9 protein-coding genes, 1 tRNA gene and 2 pseudogenes are annotated in these 16,270 nt (G+C 73.3%); 5 read left to right on the top strand and 7 right to left on the bottom strand.

Annotated features, from left to right (window positions below):
• Positions 1-7: 7 nt before the first annotated feature.
• The 4 genes from ACH4KB_RS02035 to ACH4KB_RS02020 form a co-directional block, all read right to left on the bottom strand.
• Positions 8-1,363: a homoserine dehydrogenase gene (locus ACH4KB_RS02035; protein WP_398062662.1), complete on the bottom strand. Its 1,356-nt coding sequence runs from the start codon at positions 1,361-1,363 to the stop codon at positions 8-10.
• A gap of 147 nt (positions 1,364-1,510) precedes the next feature.
• A complete protein-coding gene (gene lysA / locus ACH4KB_RS02030) occupies positions 1,511-2,902 on the bottom strand; it encodes a diaminopimelate decarboxylase (protein ID WP_398062661.1) in 1,392 nt (463 codons plus the stop codon).
• Between the two features lie 33 nt (positions 2,903-2,935).
• Positions 2,936-4,093 (bottom strand): ArgS-related anticodon-binding protein NrtL, encoded by a 1,158-nt coding sequence (gene nrtL, locus ACH4KB_RS02025; RefSeq protein WP_398062660.1) that lies wholly within the window; start codon positions 4,091-4,093, stop codon positions 2,936-2,938.
• 137 nt (positions 4,094-4,230) lie between these two features.
• Positions 4,231-4,644 carry a response regulator gene (locus tag ACH4KB_RS02020; RefSeq protein ID WP_398062659.1) on the bottom strand — a complete coding sequence of 138 codons (414 nt, stop codon included), beginning with the start codon at positions 4,642-4,644 and terminating at the stop codon, positions 4,231-4,233.
• A 211-nt stretch (positions 4,645-4,855) separates the two neighbouring features.
• Here ACH4KB_RS02020 and ACH4KB_RS02015 point away from each other — a divergent pair.
• Together ACH4KB_RS02015 and ACH4KB_RS02010 are read left to right on the top strand one after the other, a co-directional pair.
• Positions 4,856-4,930, top strand: a tRNA-Arg gene (locus tag ACH4KB_RS02015).
• Between the two features lie 292 nt (positions 4,931-5,222).
• A pseudogene (locus ACH4KB_RS02010) lies at positions 5,223-7,021 on the top strand (hypothetical protein).
• Positions 7,022-7,146: 125 nt separating this feature from the next.
• Here ACH4KB_RS02010 and ACH4KB_RS02005 read toward each other — a convergent pair.
• Both ACH4KB_RS02005 and ACH4KB_RS02000 read right to left on the bottom strand, forming a co-directional pair.
• On the bottom strand, positions 7,147-7,749 hold the full coding sequence (locus tag ACH4KB_RS02005; RefSeq protein WP_398062657.1) for a hypothetical protein: 603 nt from the start codon (positions 7,747-7,749) through the stop codon (positions 7,147-7,149).
• 216 nt (positions 7,750-7,965) lie between these two features.
• Positions 7,966-8,295, bottom strand: coding sequence for a hypothetical protein (locus tag ACH4KB_RS02000; protein WP_398062655.1), 330 nt, complete (start codon positions 8,293-8,295; stop codon positions 7,966-7,968).
• A 289-nt stretch (positions 8,296-8,584) separates the two neighbouring features.
• Here ACH4KB_RS02000 and ACH4KB_RS01995 point away from each other — a divergent pair, with 289 nt between their 5' ends.
• A complete protein-coding gene (locus tag ACH4KB_RS01995; protein ID WP_398062653.1) occupies positions 8,585-10,819 on the top strand; it encodes an ATP-binding protein in 2,235 nt (744 codons plus the stop codon).
• A 445-nt stretch (positions 10,820-11,264) separates the two neighbouring features.
• Here the strand turns inward: ACH4KB_RS01995 and ACH4KB_RS01990 are convergent, their stop codons facing one another.
• Positions 11,265-12,515, bottom strand: coding sequence for a hypothetical protein (locus tag ACH4KB_RS01990; protein WP_398062651.1), 1,251 nt, complete (start codon positions 12,513-12,515; stop codon positions 11,265-11,267).
• Between the two features lie 274 nt (positions 12,516-12,789).
• Here ACH4KB_RS01990 and ACH4KB_RS01985 point away from each other — a divergent pair.
• Together ACH4KB_RS01985 and ACH4KB_RS01980 are read left to right on the top strand one after the other, a co-directional pair.
• A pseudogene (locus ACH4KB_RS01985) lies at positions 12,790-13,464 on the top strand (BTAD domain-containing putative transcriptional regulator); the annotation flags it as partial.
• 283 nt (positions 13,465-13,747) lie between these two features.
• Complete coding sequence (locus ACH4KB_RS01980) at positions 13,748-16,060, top strand: tetratricopeptide repeat protein (RefSeq protein WP_398062649.1); 2,313 nt, start codon at positions 13,748-13,750, stop codon at positions 16,058-16,060.
• Positions 16,061-16,270 lie beyond the last annotated feature (210 nt).

The raw sequence follows: 16,270 nt of genomic DNA, 5'->3' as shown, positions 1-16,270 counted from the left end.
GGGTCCTTTACTCCCCTTCAACACGCATGATGCTGGCGACACCGCGCACGGTGTCGAGCTTGCGCAGCGCTTCGACGGTCCCGGAGAGGGCGGCGTCGGGCGCGCGGTGGGTGACGACGACGAGGGACGCCTCGCCGCCTCCGCCCGCCCGTCGCCCGCCGCCACCCTGCTCGATGGCTCCTTCGTCGCCGCTGCCTGAACCTCGTCCTTGCTGGCGGACGGTATCGATGGATACCCCCTGCTCGGCGAAGACCGTCGCGACCTGGGCGAGCACGCCCGGCTTGTCGGCCACGTCGAGGCTGATGTGGTACCGCGTGACGACCTCGCCCATGGGGCTGACCGGCAGGCGGGTGTAGGCGGACTCACCGGGGCCGGTGGCCTCGCCCAGTTTGTTGCGGCAGACCGCGACGAGGTCGCCGAGGACCGCGGAGGCGGTCGGCGAGCCGCCGGCGCCGGGCCCGTAGAACATGAGCTGCCCGGCCGCGTCGGCCTCGATGAAGACCGCGTTGTACGCCTCGCGGACCGACGCCAGCGGGTGGCTGAGCGGGATCATCGCGGGGTGGACGCGGGCGGTGACGGAGGCCCCGTCGGCGGCGCGCTCGCAGATGGCCAGCAGTTTGACCGTGCAGCCCATCCGGCGGGCCGAGGCGATGTCGGCGGCGGTGACCTCGGTGATGCCCTCGCGGTGCACGTCGCCGATCTTCACGCGGGTGTGGAAGGCGATCCCGGCGAGGATCGCGGCCTTCGCCGCGGCGTCGAAGCCCTCGACGTCGGCCGTCGGGTCGGCCTCGGCGTACCCGAGGGCGGTGGCCTCGTCGAGCGCCTCGGAGTAGCCGGCCCCGCTGGTGTCCATCTTGTCGAGGATGAAGTTGGTCGTGCCGTTCACGATGCCGAGCACCCGGTTGACCTTGTCCCCGGCGAGCGACTCGCGCAGCGGCCGCACCAGCGGGATGGCCCCGGCGACGGCGGCCTCGTAGTACAGGTCGCGGCCGTACTTCTCGGCGGCGGCGTGCAGGGCCGCGCCGTCCTCGGCGAGCAGCGCCTTGTTGGCGGAGACGACGCTCGCGCCGTTCTCGAAGGCGGTGGTGATGAGCGCCCGGGCCGGTTCGATGCCCCCGATGACCTCGATGACGACGTCGATGTCGCCGCGCTCCACGAGCGCGGTGGCGTCGGTGGTGATCAGTGCGGGGTCGATGCCCTCACGCACCTTCGCGGGCCGGCGGACGGCCACGCCGGCGAGCTCGACGGGCGCGCCGATGCGCGCCGCGAGGTCGTCGGCGTGCGTCGTCATGATGCGCGCCACCTCTGAGCCGACCACACCACAGCCCAGCAGCGCCACCTTCAGCGGACGCGTACGCATCATCCGACCTCGTTTCTCATACCTGGACCCTCCGGAGATGGGGGCGGCGTCGCACCCCCAGCCGCCGGAGGGCCATGCTCATTGGGGACCAGTCTCACTCACCGGACGGGAGTTTCTGACCCACGTCCGGATCCTGAGATGACTATTTCATCAGCCGACATCGAGACGCAGGAGATCTTCCTCCGTCTCGCGCCGGACGATCACGCGGGCCTCTCCGTCGCGGACCGCGACGACCGGCGGGCGCAGTGCGTGGTTGTAGTTGCTGGCCATGGAACGGCAGTACGCGCCGGTGGCGGGGACGGCGATCAGGTCGCCGGGGGCCAGGTCGGCGGGGAGGAACGCGTCCTTGACCACGATGTCACCGCTCTCGCAGTGCTTGCCGACGACCCGGACCAGCATCGGTTCGGCGTCCGAGGTGCGGGAGACGAGCGCGACGCTGTACTCGGCGTCGTACAGCGCGGTGCGGATGTTGTCCGACATGCCGCCGTCGACGCTGACGTACGTCCGCAGCCCCTCCAGGGGCTTGATCGTGCCGACCTCGTACAGCGTGAACGCGGTGGGGCCGACGATGGCGCGCCCCGGCTCGACGGAGATCCGGGGGGTGCGCAGCTTCGCGGCCTCGCACTCGCGGGTGACGATGTCGCTGAGCGCCTTGGCGATCTCGTGCGGCTCACGGGGGTCGTCCTCGGAGGTGTACGCGATGCCGAGGCCGCCGCCGAGGTCGATCTCGGGCAGTTCGACGCCGTGCTCGTCGCGGATCTCGGCGAGCAGCTGCACCACGCGGCGGGCGGAGACCTCGAAGCCGGCCATGTCGAAGATCTGCGAGCCGATGTGCGAGTGGACGCCGATGAGTTCGAGGCCGTCGAGGGCGAGGGCGCGGCGCACCGCCTCGGCGGCCTGCCCGTCGGCGAGCGCGATGCCGAACTTCTGGTCCTCGTGCGCGGTGGCGATGAACTCGTGGGTGTGGGCCTCGACTCCGACGGTGACGCGGATCTGCACCCGCTGGCGGACGCCGTGGCGCCGGGCGATGTGGGCGACGCGGGCGATCTCCTGGAAGGAGTCGAGCACGATCCGCCCGACGCCCGCCTCGACGGCCCGCTCGATCTCGGCGACGGTCTTGTTGTTGCCGTGGAAGGCGATGCGTTCGGCGGGCATACCGGCGTCGAGCGCGGTGGTCAGCTCCCCGCCGGAGCACACGTCGAGGTTCAGCCCCTCTTCCTTCAGCCAGCGCACGACGGCGCGGGAGAGGAAGGCCTTCCCGGCGTAGAAGACGTCGGCGTCCGGGCCGAAGGCGTCGGACCAGGCGCGGCAGCGGGCCCGGAAGTCGCTCTCGTCGAGGAAGTAGGCGGGGGTGCCGAACTCCTCCGCGAGCCGGGCGACGGTCATCCCGCCGACGGTGAGGGCGCCGTCCGCGTCGCGGGTGACGGTGCGTGACCAGACCTTCTCGTCGAGGGCGTTGAGGTCGGCGGCGGGCGCGGAGTAGTGCCCCTCGGTGAGGACGTCGGCGTGACGGGGTCCTGCGGGGTGTGCGGAGCGGCTCATCGTGATGGTTCTTTCGGGTCTCTTCTGATCGCGTCAGAGGTGTTCGGGCGCGCGGATGCCGAGCAGGGACAGGCCGCCTGCCAGCACCGTCCCGGCGGCTTCGGCGAGAGCCAGCCGGGCACGGTGGGCGGCCGAGGGTTTCTCGTCACCGACGGGCAGGGACGGGCAGGAGTCGTGGAAGTCGAAGAACGCGTGGGCGACGGCTTCCAGCTGCCGGGCGACCCGGTCGGGCGCGCGGTGACGGGCTGCTGCGAGCAGGACGCCGGGGTGGTCGGCGATGAGGTCGAGGAGGGGGCGGGCCGCACCGTCGTGCGGGACGGGGCCTTCGGCGCCCGGGGTGGGCTCGGCATGCCGGTGGTACGGGGCGGACCCGGCGTACGGGGCGGACCCGGCAAGGCTTGCGCCGTACGCGACGGCCTCGGCGGTGAAGCCGAGGAGGGCGGCCCCGCGGGTGAGCGCACGGGTCCTGGCGTGGGCGTGACGGACCCGGAAGAGCGGGTTCGCCTCGCCCTGGACGAGCAGTCCGGGGCCGAGGGCGGCACGGTCGTGCCCGGCGGGCCGCAAAAGCCCCCAGCGGGCCGCGCCGGACCCGAGCCGCTCCAGCAACTCCCCCGCGGTGGCCCCGGCGGGGACGGGCCGGATCCCGGTGAGCGGTACGGGGGGCGTCCCGTGCGCGTCCACGGTGACGCCGAGGCGGGCCCAGTCCGGGTCGGACGCCTCCTCGCAGCTGACCCGGACCCGGGCGCCCTGGGCGACGAGGAGCCGGCGGACGGCGTGGGCGGTGACGGCGGCGCGGACCTCCCGGGCGTGGTGGAACTGGAGGATCTCGTCCCGGAGCGCGTCCCCGTGTCCGTACGCGAGGCCCTGTTCCCGTACGGCGTCGAGCACGGCCCGGTCGCCCGCGGCCGGGGCGTCGAGGGTGAAGCTCAGGAACCCCGGTCCGGTGATCTCGACCCGTCCGACGCCGGGTGCGGCGGCGACGCGTTCCCGCAGGATGCGGGCGACCTCCAGGGCGGGCAGCGCGGCGGGCCCGGCGAGCTGGAGCGCGACGGCGCAGGCGTAGTCCCCGCTGCCGCCGGGCCGGGTTCTCTCCACCCGCACGCGCGCGGGCACGGGTGCGCGCAGGGCATCCTCGTCGACCGCGCGGCGCACGGCGTGCAGCACGGTCCGGGAGAGGTCGGCGGGGGTCACGGGTCAAGCGTAGGTGAGAGAGGGGGGCACTCCGCGACCCGGTTTCGCCATCCGGTCGGCCGGACCCCGCCCGACGCCCGGGTCGGCCGGGCCCGGCGGCACCGCACCGGTGGGCCCGGGGCGGTTCGCCGCGCAGGTCAGCCGGTGGCGCTCCCCGCCCGCCCGGCACCGCGCCGGCCGTCCACCGAGGGATCTTCCTCCCCCGTCACCAGCCGGCGCATGATCCGCACCAGCTCGCTGGGCTCGAACGGCTTCGCCAGGAACGCGTCGACCCCGGCCGCCACACCCGCGTCGACCTCGTTGGGCGTACAGGCGCTGATGACGGCGATGGGCAGGCGACGGGTCCGGGGGTCGGAGCGCAGGCGGGTGGCGGTCTCCAGGCCGTCCAGCCGGGGCATCACGACATCGAGGGTGATCGCGTCGGGGCGGACCCGCTCGACCAGGTCCAGGCACTCGACACCATCGGCCGCGGTCACGACCTCGAAGCCCTCCAGCTCGAGATTGACCCTGATCAGCTGCCGGATGACCTTGTTGTCGTCGACAACAAGCACGCGGCCGTAAGCCCCTGGCACCCTTCGAGAGTAGGTCGGCCGGAGGTGCGGCGTCCGGGTTTTGTCCACTTCCGCCCCCGTGGGGTGGCCACGGCTCCCACGGACCGCCCGACCGGGAGGAAGAGGCGCGGAGGCACGGCGGAATACCTGTTCACGGACACCCTGCGGAAGCTGGTAGTGTTTCACCCGTCGCAGAGCAGCACAGCGATACGCCCCCGTAGCTCAGGGGATAGAGCATCGGCCTCCGGAGCCGGGTGCGCAGGTTCGAATCCTGCCGGGGGCACCACAGTTCAGGTGCCATACAGGCCCTCTGATCAGGCATTCAGCCAGATCAGGGGGTCTGTTTCCATAGGTGGGCAGACGCCAGTGGGCGGGGCCCCGGACACGCCCTGGGCGCGGCTCGCGCACCCCACCACCTCATCCAGGCAGCACGCTGAGCCATGGGGCGGGGCGCCCCGCTGACCGCCGTGCCGGGCGACACGACGGGCAACCGCGTTCCATGGGTCTCCCACTGCCGCCGCCCTACACTAAAAGCGCTGAACTGGCTTACCGTGCACGGCTTTTCGACGAGGAGCGCAGTGAGCGTCAACCATGTGCCATGGCAGCCCCGGCCTCCGCAGCGGACGCCGAGAGACACCGTACGGTCACCAGCTGCCGCCGCACGGGTGAGCGAGGCGAGCCGCCTGCTCTGCGCGGGAACCTATCTGGACACCGAGTACCGCGATCAGGTGATCGACGAGCTGTACCGGAGCGAACAGCGGGTCGTGGCACCTTCGTCCGGGTTCGACGCCGCCCGCGTCCTCGCTCACGCGCTGCGCGCCCGGCGGGTCGAGCTGGCCTGGGCGGTCATGGTCGTCCTGCTCGTGGCGGTGGGGGCGGTGATCTCCCTCTGGTTGCTGGCACTCGTGGTTCCCGGGCTGCTGATCACGTTCGGAAAGGCGATCAAGGGCACCGCCGGCGCCCCGTCGGCCTACCGGCGCCTGCCGTCCTTCGTCATGCGCTGGATCGGGCGGCTGCTCCTCGTCTGCCTGGTGGGCTACAGCGTGGTCCGGGGGCTGGGCGTGGCCGCCGAAGAGGAGACCGGGGCCGGGAAGCTGGTGGGCTACAGCGTGGTCCGGGGGCTGAGCGGGGTCGCCGAACAGGAGGCCGGGCCCGGGAAGCAGGGCAAGGACTCCGTCCTGCTCACCGTCCTGAGTTCCATGAGCGCCGGCGTCGGGCCGTGGGAGGCCTGGGCCTCGCTGGCGGTGCTGCTGGCGCTCGGTGCGTGCGTCGCCGGGCAGGAGCTGCACTTCGTACACGTACTGCGCGGCGAGTTGTCCCGGCGAGGCTTCGCGAGCGCGGCCGTGGACCGGGCCGAGCGGTTCCGGAGACGTCGTTTTCTGTGGGTCACACGCCGCATCCGGCTCGAACAGCACTCGCCGCTGGTGATGTACCACGAGGCACACCCCTTCTGCGGCGCCGGCGCCGCCCAGGACCCCTGGGTCCTCGCGGTCGAACTGCGGCCGAACGGAACGGGGGAGAGACGGCCCCTCGGAAACGCGACGGTCCTCGCCGCGGTGCGCCCCTTCCTCGAGCAGTTGCGGGAAGTGCCGGCGTCCGTCGAGGGGGGCGCCCAGGCCGTACGGGACCGACTGCGTCATCTGCGGATCGACGAGTGCGTGTTGCTGCCGATGGAGGGCGTGGATCACCGTGAGGAGGCTCCCTACGACCAGGCTTCCTTCGAGGCGCACCGGGCGCGAGCCGTGGAGGAGGGCGGTGAGAGGCGCCGGCACTTCTTGCGTGTCAGGGTCGACGGCTGAAGGAGGGCCTGGTCGTCACGGTCTTCGTACGCATCCACACGCAGGGCCGGATGCTGATGCTGGAGATCGCTCCGCACGCGCTCCTGCCGGTCCGCGCGGACTTCAAGGACGCCGATCATCTCGCCTACCGCTTCGCCGACATGAACGTCTTCGGCAAGGCCGTGCACATCTTCACCCTGGTGGCCGGGGCGCCCGGGCAGGCCCTGATGACGCTCGGCCGCCACGTCGTGCGCGGCTGGCGCCGGCTCACCGGCGAGGCCGACGGCGCCCGGCCCGACGGGCCCGCCCTGTCGGTACGCGAACTCGCCGCCGAGCCCGTCGGGTCGCTCTTCCACCGCATGGACGTCGACCGTTACCTGAAGAGCATCCAGGACCGCATCGCCTACGGCGTGAAGGAGGCACTGGCTGAAGCCGGTTACCAGACCGGTGAGTTCGCGCAGAAGGTCGTCCACATCAGCGACGGTGGTGTCAACATCGGTACGGTCGTGGACAGCAATTTCGCCATCGGCGGCCACGCTCACGTCACTTCGAGCAGCACGCGGCCGTCGCCGCAGAGGGGAGTCGACGATGTCCGGTGAGCAGGAGGTCGCGAGTCTGCTCGGAGCGTGAGGACGAGCGGGTGCGTCGCGGGTGCGTCGCGGGTGCGTCGCGCCCTCGCGGGGACGAGCGCAGCGCGGTCCGGCTCGCCCCCGCGAGGTGGCGGTCAGAACTTCCCGTCGACCGGGATCCAGCCGGACCAGGTCTCGGGCTGGTAGAACTTGCCCGTGTCGCCGTCGTAGCGCAGGACCCGCAGACGTACGTTCCCGTCCTCGCGGTAGTTCTTGTTGCAGGTCGCCCAGGTGTCCACGCCCAGCTTGTTGACGCAGACCTCCTCGGCGCGCCCGTAGTCGGTGTAGACACCGACCGCCGCGGACATGCCGTCCTTCTTCGTGTCGCCCGCCCAGACGATGTCGCCGCTGTGCTGGAAGCACCCACTGGCGCCGTAGGCGGCGGTCGAACCCAGGCACGCGCTCGACGACGGAGCGGCCGCGGCCACGGCTTCCGCCTGTCCGCCCGATGCCGCGCTTTCCACCGGTCCCGCCGGTCCCGCCGGTCCCACCGGTCCCGCCTGTTCCGCCGGGAAGGGAACGGTCTCCCCGGGAGCCGTGGCCCCGCCTTCGACGATCCGCACGTCCGCCGGCATCCGCACTTCCTGGGGGCCCACCGGTGCGTCGTCGGCCAGCGCCGGTGTCACGGTGACCACCGAGACCGCGAGTGCTGACGCGCCGGCGAGAACGCTCAACTTCGAGCGCCACTTTTCACGCATGCTTCACTACCCCCGCGCCTGACCTCTGTTGCGAGATCATCAAATACCAGTATGTGAACAGAGTGTGAGACTAAGAGATCGCCGTGACGGATGGAAGGGGCTTCCGTGACGCAGGGGCCCCATGGTGCGAACGATGTACACCCGGCAGGCACGCCGCGGGCACAGGGAGAGGGGCGGGCGCACCTGTGTGCGCCCGCCCCTCCTGGGTAGCCGGTGTCACCGCACGGGTGGCCCCGCGGCCTGCTCCCCCTCGGCGATGTCGTGGAACGAGAGATCGAGGGCGCACTCCGCCGGGATCGCGGCGGCGGAGGTCTCGCACATCGCGGGGCCCGCCCCGACCCGGCCGTCCGTCTCGGGCGGACCGGCCCGACGCTCGCCCGTCTCGATGTTGCCCGCCATGCCGTCCCCGGGAACAGGCGTCGCGGAGGTGGCGGGGCCGGCGGGGCGGGTGCCGTCGGCGGCGTCCGACGGGGACGAACAGGCGGCCGTGCCCGCCGTGGCGCACAGGACGAGTGCGGCCGAGACCGCGACAGTGCGAAATCGCATGAGGATCCCCCTACGCGGACACCCCGCACATCCGGGTCGTCAGTTGATCCACGGTGCCACAGCGCGCGGCGCCGGGGGCGGAGAACGCGTGAAAAGGCGGAGCCGGTGTGCGCGGCGCGTAGGGTCGCCATCACGCAGCGCATATCTGATTGGCATATGCCGAACTGCCCTGCGTTCCCCGGATGAGGAGGCGGCCGCCGCGGCCGATCGCCGTGGGCCCGGGTATCGAGCGCCTGTACGGAAAGGATGTCTGGTGAAAGCTGGTACTCGGCTGTCCGGAGGGGGAAGCATGCGGGGGCACGAGCACAGCACGAACGCCAACGACCTGAGCGGCACGGTGCACGGCTTCGTGGTGCAGACGGGAAGCGTGTACGGCGGAATCCATGTGTCCGGGGCCGGGGCGCGGGAGGAGGTACCGCCACCCTGGCAGTTACCGCCCCCGGTCCGGATCACCGACCGCACGGACGAGCTCCGCGCCCTGGAGGCGCACCGGGACCGGGCCACGGAGGACGGGCATCCCACGCTGGCGGCGGTGAGCGGGCTGGGCGGGGTGGGGAAGACCGCGGTCGCGCTGGCCTGGCTGCACACGTTGCGCCCCCACTTCCCCGGCGGTCAGCTGTACGCCGATCTGGGCGCGCAGGCGCCGGACGGTCCCGCCGACCCCGGTGAGGTGGTGGCCAGGTTCCTGCGGGCACTGGGCGTCCCGAGCGGTCAGGTGCCTCCGGCGCTGGGTGAACGGGTCGCGCTCTACCGGTCGTTGACGGCCGGCCGGCAGCTCGTGGTGCTGCTGGACGACGCGGCGACGGCGGCCCAGGTGCGGCCCCTGTTGCCGGCGGGACCGTGTGTGACGGCGGTGACCAGCCGTCGGAGGATGCCGGGGCTGAGCCTCGACGGGGGCCATGTGATCCATCTGGAGCCCCTCTCCCCCGAGGCGGGGGTCGAACTCCTCGACGCGACCCTCGCCGACGGCCGGGTCGCCGCCCAGCCCGAGGAGGCGCGGGCTCTCGTCCTGCTCTGCGCGGGGCTGCCGCTCGCGGTGCGCATCGCCGGGGCGCGGCTGGCGGCGCGCCCCCGGCAGGGCATCACCGCGATGGTCCGGGCCCTGTCCGAGGAGCACGAACGGCTGGAGGCACTGGCGATAGAGGGCGACCGCGACGTGCGGGCGACGCTGGACCTCTCGTACCAGGGCCTGCCGCCCACGGCGGCCCGCCTCTACCGGCTGCTGGGGCTCCACCCTGGCAGGGAGTTCGGCGCCCCGGTGGCGCGGACGCTGCTGGGCGGGGACGCCGTCGAGGCGCTCGACGCGTTGCACGACGCGAATCTGCTCGTCGATGTCGCCGAGGCGTCGGGCGGCGAGCGCTACCGGTTCCACGATCTGGTGCGGCTGCACGCGGCCGCGCGGGCCGCTCAGGACGAGAGCGGCGACGAACGGGCCGCCGCGTTGCTGCGCATCGGCCACCACTATCTCGCCGCCGCCGGCCGGGCCGAGGAGATCATCGAGCCCGGGCGTGCCGGTCCGGAGCGGGAGTTCGGGCGGGGCGTGGAGCCGGAGTCCGTCGCGGAGGAGGACCTCGGTCCCGTCGCCGGACAGACGGCGGCGGAAGCGGCGCTGGACTGGCTGGAGCGGGAGCTGCCCAATCTGATGGCGGTGGTCCGTCTCGCGCGCCCGATGGGCGCCCCGGAGCTCGCCTGGCAGCTGACCGACGCACTGTGGCCGCTGTTCCCGCGTCGCAAGCTGTACCGCGAGTGGACCGAGGCGCACCGGGAGGGACTGCTGGCCGCCGAGGAGGCGGGGAACGGTGAGGCGGCCTGCCGGATGCTGACCTCCGGCGCCCTGGGGAGGCTCGCCACCGGTGACCACGCCGAGGGGCTGGCCATGTTCGAGCGGGCCGCCGCCTCCTTCCTGGAGCGCGGCGACGCCCTCGGGCACGCCCGGACGCTGAACTACCGGGGGCTGGCCCATCAGCGGCTCGGGCACCAGGACCGCGCGGCCGAGTACTTCGCCCGGGCGGCCGCCGAGCTGCCCGCCCACGGCGATCTCCGGGCCGGTGCGCTGGCCCGGTTCAATCTGGCCGGCATCGCCCTGGCCCAGGAGCGGTACGAGATCGCCGTCGTCGAGGCCGAAGCCGCCCGCCTCACCCTGGAGGCGGCCGGCGACACGTACAACGCGGCGCGCGCCGCCGGCCTGACCGGCCGGGCCTACGTGGGTCTGGGCAGGCTCGACCGGGCGGAGGCGGAGCTGTCGGCGGCCTTGTCCGCGTTACGGGCGGAAGCCGCCGGGTTCGAGGCGGCCCACGTGCTCGGCGGGCTGGCCCGGCTCTCCGAGCGGCGCGGGCAGCCTCGGCGGGCCGGGCGGTTCTACCGGGAGGCGGTGTCCCTGTACGCCTCCGTCGGCCGGTCCGGGTCGGCGGAGGCGGTCGTGGCGCAGGCCCGGCTCGATGTGCTGGAGCCGCCGGAAGCGGAGGACTCCCCATCGCTGGGGCCGGTCCCGTCCGGGGACGTCCGGGGCGAGGCCGGGACGTAGTCGCGTACGGTCCTGACGACCCGTACGGCGGCCGGGTCGAACGCGGCCGGGTCCAGGCCGGCCACCAGCCAGACGTGTGCGACCGAGGCCCAGACCGCCCAGGGCTGCGCCGGCCCTCCCGGTCCGCGGACCAGCAGCCGCGGCCGGCCGCCGAGCCACAGCCAGCAGCGCGGGCCCCGGTACACGGCCACCACCAGGGCGCCTGGGTGGCCGTCGGCGAGTTCGGCGACGTACCGGACGGGGCCCCCGTACGGCGACCGCGTCCCGGACGGGTGCTCCGCCACCAGGACGTCCGCCAGCAGCGGCATCGGGTGCGCGGCCGGGAGCCGGACGCGCAGGTGCTCGTCGAGGACCCGCAGCGGGCGGTCGGGGTGCAGCAGGGCGGCTCCTGTCCGGCGGCCCCCGCGCTGCGGAGCGTCCTCGGTGATCCGTACGGTCGTCGCGGTCATCGGGCGTACCCCCAGGCGTCGTGGCGTGCCGTCACCGGCAGCGGCGCGTGGTCGGTACGCGGCCGGACGGCGGGGGCACGCAGCCGGAGCTTGCGGTAGAGCAGGGCCCGCATCCTGACGGCGAACCGTCCCGGCTCCGAGGTGATCCGGGCCGTCACCTGCTCGTACCGCTCCGCGCGGTAGCCCGCGGCGGCGCGGGCGAGCTGGCGGTCCAGGGGGCGGTCGGCGTGCAGCCGCGGGGCGAAGGAGGCCAGTTCGGCGGCGGGCGAGCCGGGGTCCAGGTCGCTGTCGGGGACGTTGCCCATGAGGACCGGGACGCCGGTCATCGCCCCGTAGAGCGAGACGGAGCCGTGGTCCCCCACGATGTGGTCGGCGGCGACCAGCGCCCCGACCCAGTCGGAGTGCTGGCTGATCACCAGGAGCCCGGAGCGCACGAGTCCCGCGAGCCAGCTGCGGATCTGCCATTCGCCGTGGGCGTTCCAGACGTGCGGGTGGAGCAGGAGCGCGACCCGGAAATCCTCCCGGGGCAGCTCGTCGACCAGTCGTTCCAGCAGCTCCCACTGGCGGCCCAGGAGGGAGCCCGGCCCCCAGGTGGAGCAGACGGTGACCAGTCGCTGGCGTGCTCCGGCCCCCAGGGCGTCGCGGTAGAGGGCCCGTTGCGGCAGGCTCGCCGTGATCCGGTCGGAGCAGGGGTCGCCGACCACCTCGGCGGCGGGCAGCGCCTCGGGGCACGCGCGGCCGAGCCGGGTCAGGTCCTCGTGGTGGGCCAGCACGAGCGATTCGGGCACCAACCGGCCGTCCTGGATGAGCCATTGCCGGTCGAGTCCGTAGATCCCGCGCCCGGCGACCGGGCGGCCGCGCTGCCCGGCGGGGATCAGTTTGTTGTGCCCGACGCCGTGCGGCAGCACGATCACCGGGGCGTGCAGTTCCTGGAGTCCGCCGTGGGCGGCCGCCACCGCCAGGTCGAACGGCAGCTGGATGGCCTGGTGCCAGGGCAGGACCAGGCCGCCCAGCCGTTCCAGGAAGTGGTCCACGCCGTGGCTGAACACGTCGGGCGCCTGGGTGAAGAAGACCTGCACCCGGGCGTCGCCCTCCAGTAGCCGTACGGCTTCGAGCAGCCGCTGTCCGGCCGTGACGGTGTGCACCACGGCCAGGATCTTCCTGCGGGTACGCCGGGTGGCCCAGCGTTCGACGTCCAGGCGCACCGGTACAAGGGGCCGGTACGCGTCCGGCATGGTCAGGCTCATCTGATCAGTCCCCGTTTCCGTCGCCGCGGACGGGAGGCCCGCGGAGGCCGCGGTTGATGGCGGCCCGGGACGCATCTGCCCACCGACGTGGACAGGCGGCTTGCAGGAATCCTGCGTTCCAGCTGTACGCGGAAAGGCGCCGCGCCATGCGCCCCGCTCACGCCCCCGTGCGCTCTGGTCCGGGCCGGTGGCGCAGGGAACAGTGGACTGTTCCGCACAGACGTGCGGACGCTGCCGGTGGCGGCAGGAAGTGGCGCACCCATCGGGGGGCGATATGGACCTTCTTGCTCTGGGACCTCTGGAACTATGGCACGGGGACCAGCAGCACCTGCTCGGTTCGGTGAAACACCGCTGCGTGCTCGCCGTTCTGGTACACGCGCGCGGGGAACCCGTTGCCGTGGACACGCTGATGGAGCGGGTCTGGGGCGACGAGCCCCCGCCCAAGGGTCCGGCCACGCTCCAGACGTACCTCTCCAAACTGCGGAAGAACCTTCGGGACGCGGTGGGGCCGCTCGTGCGGCTGGACCACTTGCCGCCCCGGCGGTACCGGCTCCGGATGAGCGACCAGAACGATCTGGATCTGGTCCGCTTCCAGCGGTTCCGAGCCGAGGCCGCGGTGGCGGCGGAGCAGGGCCGCACGGACTGGGCGATCGGGCTGCTGCGGACCGCCGAGAGCATGTGGCGGGGCGAGCCGCTGACCGAGAGCTCCGGCGAGTGGGCGGCCTCGGTGCGCACGCGGCTCGTGGAGGACCACCGCCATGTCCGGGAGGAGCGCATCCGGCTGGAGCTGGAGCTGGGGCGGCATGCCGATCTCATCGGCGAGCTGCGCGAGTTGGCGGCGGAGAGCCCGCTGGCGGAAGGGGTGGTCGGCTCCCTCATGCTGGCACTGACCCGCAGCGGACGGCACAGCGAGGCGCTGGAGCTCTATCGCATGACGCACGCCCGCCTGCGGGAGGGGCTGGGCATGGAGCCGGGGGCCGATCTGCGGGCGCTGCACCAGCGGATCCTGGAACAGGACCGGGGTCTGGCGGGGCCCCGTGCCGAGACCGTCACCATCGGGGCCCCTGTCCCGGCCGTCCCCACTCCCCCGCCGCCCGGCGCCCGGCGCCGCCCCGGCCTCGCCCACTCCCCCCACGCCCACCGCCGCCCCGGCCGCGCAGCCCCCGTCGTGCCACCCGGGTCGCAACAACCTCCCCCGCGACACCCGGGACTTCACCGGCCGGGCCGAGGAGTTGGCGCTTCTGCGCGAGGGGATCGCCGACGCCGACGGGTACGCGCTGCCGCTCGCCGTTCTGCACGGAATGCCCGGTATCGGCAAGACCGCGCTGGCGGTGCACGCCGCGCACCGGCTGGCCGAGGACTATCCGGCCGGTCAACTGTACGTCGATCTGCACGGGTTCAGCGGACGGCGGCCCGTCGACCCGGCCGAGGCGCTGGCCTTCCTGCTCCAGGCCGCCGGGACCGGCCAGGCGCTGCCGGACACCCTCGACGAGCGGGCGGCCGCGTGGCGGGAGTGGACCGCGCACCACCGGGTGCTGGTCGTGCTCGACAACGCCCGGGACGCCGCCCAGGTGCGCCCGCTGCTGCCCGGTTCGGCCGGGTGCCTGGCGATCGTGACGAGCCGCAACCGGCTCTCCGCACTGGACGGGGCCAGCTCCCTGGCGGTGGACGCGCTGTCGGCGCGGGAGGCGGCGGCCCTGTTCACCCGGATCGCCGGCACGGCCCGCACCTCGCGCGATCCGGAGGCGCTCGAGCTGCTGGTGGACGCCTGCGGCCGCCATCCGCTCGCCACGACGCTGCTCGCGGGCCGCTTCCGGCACCGGGAGATCTGGGATCTGCGCCATCTCCTGGAGCGCCTGGCCCAGACGAGCGATCCGCTGGACGAACTCGACGAGGAGGTGTTCGTCTCGGCGTTCCGCTTCTCGTACGCGGAGCTGACGTCCGGCACACGCCGATTACTGCGCCTGCTCGCGCTGCACCCCGGGCCCGACATCACGGCTGCGGCGGCCGCCGCCCTGTCGGGGCGGGGCGACGGGCTCGGACCGGGTGGCGGGGCCGAGGGCGTGCGGCGCAGCATCGAGGAGCTGCTGGACTGCCATCTGCTGGCGGAGCCGGTGCTCGGCCGCTATCAACTGCACGACCTCACCCGGGCGTTCGCGCTGCGCATGTCCATCGCCGAGGAGCCGGAGGAAGCACGCGGCGACGCCGTCGGCAGGCTCCTCGGATACTGCCTCACCTCCGCGCACCGGGCCCACCGCCTCACGCACCCGCGTCGCAGGGCCCTGGAGCCCGAGCGGCTGTCGGTGTACGCGGCCGAGTTCGGTGACGCCCAGGAGGCGGCGGCCTGGCTGGACGCCGAGCGGGCCAACCTGCTGGCCGCCGCCCGCACGGCGGCCGCGGAGGACCAGTCCAGCGCGGCGCTCTTCCCGCACGCGCTCGCCCCCTCGCTCAGGATCTGGGGCAGTTGGGCGGTGACCAACGAGCTGTACGGCGCGGCCGTGGAGGCGCTGCGCTCCCGGGGCAACCCGCTGCTGCTGGCGCAGACGCTGGTGGAGGCGGCGGAGGTGCTGGCGCAGACGGGGCCCGGGGAGGCCCTGAGCTGCGCGGGCGAGGCGCTGACTCTGTTCCAGGACCTGAGGGACCCCGCGGGGTGCGCCGACAGCTCGCTCCAGGCGAGCCGCGCGCATCTGGCCGCCGGGCACACCGGCCCGGCGCTGCGCATGGTGGCGCGGGCGCTGGCGCTCTACCGGGACCTGGACGACCTGCACGGCGAGGCGGACTGCCTCAACGTCGAGGGGGCGGCGCTTTACCACGAGGGCCGTTACGACGAGGCGCTCGGCCGAGCGCGCCGCACGCTGCACATCCACGAGGGCACGGGGGATCTGCTGGGGCAGATCCGCGCCCACAACAACATCGGGGAGATCCACCAGATCCATGGCCACATCGAGCACGCCCGCGACCACCTCGAACGGTCGAGAGTGCTGGCCCGCCTGCACAGCGGAGCACGCGAAATCGCCATATTGGATACGAATCTGGGCACCGTGTACCAGGCCATGGGTGACACCTCGCGGGCGCTGGAGGGGTTCCGGAGGTCGCTGGAAAGCCACCGCGCCCGGGGTGACGCGCTGGGCGAGGCGAACGCCCTGATCAGCCTCGGCGCCGCCCAGGCCGCGAACGGCGACGACGAAGGGGCGCTGCGGCACTTCACCCTGGCGGAGGAGGTCGCGCGGCGGATCGACAGCGCCTATGAGCGCACCAGAGCCCTGCTCGGCGTGGCCGACGTCCACCGGTCGGCGGGCCGGGCGGCCCCGGCCATGGAGGTGTACGAGCAGGCGCGCCTGCTGTCCGAGCGCACGGGCTCCCGCCCCGCTGCGGCGCGGGCACTGGAGGGACTCGCGCGTACGGCCCTGGCCACGCATCGCGACGAACTGGCCCTGGGGTACGCGGAGAAGGGGGCGGAGGTGTACCGGAGCCTGGGCCGCGAGGCCGAGGCGGAGAGCCTGCGGCAGCTACTGCCGGGGAGAACGGGGAGGACCGGCTCCTGAAACACGCCCGGGCGCCGGTCCTTCCGTTCGAAGGCAGGCATCATGCGCTGCCGTCGAGGGCTGATCAGGCGCTGGGCGCGCCCCACATCCACTGGAGGAGCTTGTAGTACATGGGTGTCTAACTGCTCTCTTCTCAAGCCGAGTTACGGGCTCGGGCCGTTGCAATGAGGGTGCGCCGCCCCACGAGGAGAGCGGCAGGAGCGATCTTGC

The organism is Streptomyces sp. NPDC017520 (genome assembly GCF_044329855.1).
Lineage (GTDB): Bacteria > Actinomycetota > Actinomycetes > Streptomycetales > Streptomycetaceae > Streptomyces.
This window is presented reverse-complemented; position numbering and strand designations above follow the sequence as displayed.

Bases quoted from the DNA above. Each gene is read 5' to 3' on its own strand.
- ACH4KB_RS01990 (WP_398062651.1), bottom strand. From the start codon at position 12,515: ATGAGCCTGACCATGCCGGACGCGTACCGGCCCCTTGTACCGGTGCGC.
- ACH4KB_RS01995 (WP_398062653.1), top strand. From the start codon at position 8,585: ATGCGGGGGCACGAGCACAGCACGAACGCCAACGACCTGAGCGGCACG.
- ACH4KB_RS02035 (WP_398062662.1), bottom strand. From the start codon at position 1,363: ATGATGCGTACGCGTCCGCTGAAGGTGGCGCTGCTGGGCTGTGGTGTG.
- ACH4KB_RS02000 (WP_398062655.1), bottom strand. From the start codon at position 8,295: ATGCGATTTCGCACTGTCGCGGTCTCGGCCGCACTCGTCCTGTGCGCC.
- ACH4KB_RS02005 (WP_398062657.1), bottom strand. From the start codon at position 7,749: ATGCGTGAAAAGTGGCGCTCGAAGTTGAGCGTTCTCGCCGGCGCGTCA.
- lysA (WP_398062661.1), bottom strand. From the start codon at position 2,902: ATGAGCCGCTCCGCACACCCCGCAGGACCCCGTCACGCCGACGTCCTC.